Raw genomic sequence first — 3,499 nt, 5'->3', positions numbered from 1 at the left:
GATCCCCTGCTCCTGCGTTTCCCCTTTGCCGGAGACACGCAGCTACGCCTGCGTCCCCGGCTGGACATGGCCGACACCGCTGATTTTTTCCAGTTCTGTCAGGATAACGCTGAACTTCGCATCGAGCGCAGTGCCACCGGCGAGCTTACCATCGAAATGCCAACAAAATACCTCACTAGTAAGCGCAACGCGCTCCTCACAACATATCTTGGAATGTGGAACTTACAAAATGGTCTCGGCGAGATTTCCGAGTCCAGCGGTGGCTTCGTCCTCCCCAATGGCGCGGTGCGCTCCCCGGACGCGGCCTGGATTTCTCACGAGCGGCTGGCGACACTCACCCCCGAGCAGCGCGATGGCTTTCTCCCGCTCGCGCCGGATTTTATTATCGAGCTGCGCTCCGAGACCGACCGACTGACGGCTCTACAGGAGAAAATGGCCGAGTGGCGCGATAATGGTGTCCGCCTCGGTCTGCTCCTTGACCCCACTACCCGCACCGTCCATATCTATCGTCAGAGCACCGAGCCACTCGTTCTGACTGACCCTGAAACCGCAGACTGCGCCCCGGAGCTTCCCGGCTTCGTGCTCAACACGCGCACGATCTTCGACGTGACACTTTAGAGCTGTCCGCCTTGGCTGCGGTACCAGGTGCCGTCGTCGGGTGCGGTAGGAGGCGTGGGGTAATCGGGATCACCGTAGGGATCGTGGCCTTCGAAGAGGGCTTTGACACTGGGGCGGTTCATAACCATGAGCGTGAGCACTCCCAGGGCAGTGCCGTAGGGGACATTCAGGCAGCTCAGGCCCGCCAGAATCTGGATCAGAGTCGCGTTCTGCTTGCGGGTCATGCTGCGCCCGGCCATCAGGTTCAGTGCGGCCATGAGTAGCCCGATCACCAAAAGACCCACTCCCATCCCCACAAAAACCATCATGGGGAGCCGCTCACTGGGTTGCCCTGTGGAACCCCCGAGAAGCCCGAGGACGATATAGAACAGACCGTAGAGCCCCAGCAAGAGCGAGATGCCGCTCTGAATGTAAAAGCCCACCGAGAGCATCTTCAGATGGTCGGCGTCTAGGCGGCGCTGTACCTCACGCTCGACAATGGCGGAGAGAGCGGGCTGCTGCTGCTGTTGTGGTGAAAAAGACATACACTACCCTCGTTTCTTTCGGGAGAGAACAATACCATCGTCAATAGGCACGGCGACGGACTCCAATTCCGGGTGCGCAAACGCAAGCGCCAGGTACTCGGGCATCTGGTCAGCGAGCGAGATCGTGTCATCGCCGATAATCAGGCCGTTTGTACGGGTGAGCGGGACGGCGAGCCCCAGATACTCGGCGTACTCGGGCTTCTCGGCATCTAGGAAAACAAAGTCAAACGGTGCAGAGCCCACGAGCGTCTTGAGTGTCTCGCACGCATCGCCCTCGATCAGTGTAATTGTCTCCGCAAGCCCGGCGTGTGAAAAATTCTCCCGCGCCAGTGCCGCTCGGCCCACATCGAACTCCAGCGTGATGACCTCACCGCCGTTTTGCCGCACTGCCTCCGCAAACCAGAGCGTGGAGTAGCCATTGGAGGTTCCCACTTCCAGCACGCGCTTTGCGCCCATCGCCTTGAGCAGCGACGACAGAAACACGGCGTTCTGGCGGCTGATGTTCCAGTAGGCGTCGGCGGTGGCTTCAAGCTCGCTGAGAAGAGTTTCGAGGTTTGGCATGTGAAGGCTTGTTAATCCTTAAAGGTAAAGAACTTCGCCGCCGTGAAGTTCCAAGTGGTGACGACTACCGTGGCGCAGGCCTTGGCGGCGTTCAGAGCTAGCCTTGAGAAGCCCTGCCCATCGTTTGCGGCACGGAAAAGGACAAGATTGAGTGTTTCCTGTGGAGTGTGATGGATCTTCGTGAGGTGCCAGTGCGCCGCCAGCACAAGAGCGAGTGTTGTGACTGTCAGGTTCAGCAGCCAGCCAATACTATTTGAGGCCAGAAACTTCGACCCTTGTTTGCGTGTATTGCCTCCCACGGCTCGAAATGTCCAGCGCCGGTTCCAGTAGAACCCATTGGCAAGACCGACTATAAACGAGCATGTCAGGGCTAGTGGCGTCGAGAGCCCTGCATCAAGAAGAACATTATAGATCGCAAAATCAATGACCGTAGACGAGAGGCCGACGATGCAGAACTTGACGAACTGCGTGAGACCTGGTCGGGCTTTCAGGGCATGAATAATCACGCCCTCAGTATAACACCTTAGTTTTCTAGCGCCTTCATCACAGTGTTCACGTCTTTATCGCCGCGCCCGGAGAGGCAGACGACAAGAATCGTGTCTTTCGAGAGCGTGGGGGCAAGCTTCTTGACGTGCGCGAAGGCGTGCGCCGTTTCCAGTGCGGGCAGAATCCCCTCAACACGCGAGACCCAGCCCAGCGCATCCAGCGCCTCTTGATCCGTCACGGCGACGTACTCGGCGCGGCCCCGTGCCATAAACGAGGAGTGCTCGGGGCCGATTCCGGGATAGTCCAGGCCCGCACTGATGGAGTGCGCCTCCTGAATCTGACCCCACTTGTCTTGTAATAAATACGTATTCGCGCCCTGGAATACCCCCGGGCGGCCCATGGTGATGGTCGCCGCGTGCTTGTCCGTGTTCACGCCCGCACCCGCCGCCTCGACACCCACTAGGCGCACCGACGGGTCGCCGGAAAATGGGTGGAACATGCCCATCGCATTGCTCCCGCCGCCTACGCAAGCAACGATCACATCTGGCAAGCGCCCCTCGACCTCCAGCACCTGTGCCCTTGTCTCCTTACCGATCACGCTCTGAAAGTCCCGCACGAGTGAGGGAAACGGGTGCGGCCCGACCGCCGAGCCCAGAATATAGTGCGTGTCGCGCACGTTGGCGATCCAGTCGCGCATCGCCTCGTTGCCCGCGTCTTTGAGCGTTGCGGTGCCACTGGTCACGGGCCGCACCTCCGCCCCGAGCAGCTTCATGCGAAAGACATTGAGCGCCTGCCGCTCGACATCCACCGCACCCATGTAGACAATGCAGGGAAAGCCAAACTTAGCACAAACCGTCGCCGTCGCCACGCCGTGTTGCCCCGCCCCCGTCTCGGCGATAATGCGCGGCTTGCCCATGCGCCGCGCTAATAAAATCTGCCCAATCGTGTTGTTGATCTTGTGTGCCCCGGTGTGGCACAGATCCTCGCGCTTTAAATAAATCTTCGCTCCGCCTAATTCGCGGGTCAGTCCCTCGGCAAACGTGAGTGGTGTCTCGCGGCCCACAAAGTTCTTCAGGTGGTAGTGAAACTCACGGTCAAACTCCGGATCCGCCAGCGCGTCCTGCCACGCCCGCTCCAGCTCTTCCAGCGCGGGAATGAGGGTCTCGGGGACATAGCGCCCTCCAAACGGGCCAAAGTGCCCGAGCTTATCAGCGGCAGAGACGAAGGTTTCCATGCCGTTATGATACCGCGCCCTGCACGGTAGAATAGCACCATGGAAACTGAGCTAACTCCGGATGAGCTTCGCCAGC

General features: G+C 59.6%; 5 protein-coding genes. 1 reads left to right on the top strand and 4 read right to left on the bottom strand.

The window, feature by feature from the left end; translation table 11 throughout:
- Positions 1-618: Uma2 family endonuclease (locus tag ACH2EH_RS18030; protein ID WP_395143772.1), on the top strand; the 618-nt coding region annotated here is incomplete at its 5' end.
- Here ACH2EH_RS18030 and ACH2EH_RS18025 read toward each other — a convergent pair.
- From ACH2EH_RS18025 to trpB, 4 genes are read right to left on the bottom strand one after another with little or no spacing between them, the layout of a single operon-like run.
- Positions 615-1,142, bottom strand: coding sequence for a hypothetical protein (locus ACH2EH_RS18025; protein WP_395143770.1), 528 nt, complete (start codon positions 1,140-1,142; stop codon positions 615-617). The two genes, ACH2EH_RS18030 and ACH2EH_RS18025, sit on opposite strands and share 4 nt — an antisense overlap.
- Before the next feature lie 3 nt (positions 1,143-1,145).
- Positions 1,146-1,703, bottom strand: a complete 558-nt coding sequence (locus ACH2EH_RS18020) for an O-methyltransferase (protein ID WP_395143768.1) — start codon at positions 1,701-1,703, stop codon at positions 1,146-1,148.
- Positions 1,704-1,714: 11 nt separating this feature from the next.
- Entirely contained in the window at positions 1,715-2,209 is a 495-nt protein-coding gene (locus ACH2EH_RS18015) for a GtrA family protein (protein WP_395143766.1), read from the bottom strand.
- Between the two features lie 17 nt (positions 2,210-2,226).
- On the bottom strand, positions 2,227-3,423 hold the full coding sequence (gene trpB / locus ACH2EH_RS18010; RefSeq protein ID WP_395143764.1) for a tryptophan synthase subunit beta: 1,197 nt from the start codon (positions 3,421-3,423) through the stop codon (positions 2,227-2,229).
- Positions 3,424-3,499 lie beyond the last annotated feature (76 nt).

Origin of the sequence: Armatimonas sp. (assembly GCF_043760365.1) — a bacterium.
Classification (GTDB): domain Bacteria; phylum Armatimonadota; class Armatimonadia; order Armatimonadales; family Armatimonadaceae; genus Armatimonas.
This window is presented reverse-complemented; position numbering and strand designations above follow the sequence as displayed.

Excerpts from the sequence above, each read along its gene's own strand:
- ACH2EH_RS18025 (WP_395143770.1), bottom strand. The coding sequence starts at position 1,142 with ATGTCTTTTTCACCACAACAGCAGCAGCAGCCCGCTCTCTCCGCCATT.
- trpB (WP_395143764.1), bottom strand. The coding sequence starts at position 3,423 with ATGGAAACCTTCGTCTCTGCCGCTGATAAGCTCGGGCACTTTGGCCCG.
- ACH2EH_RS18020 (WP_395143768.1), bottom strand. The coding sequence starts at position 1,703 with ATGCCAAACCTCGAAACTCTTCTCAGCGAGCTTGAAGCCACCGCCGAC.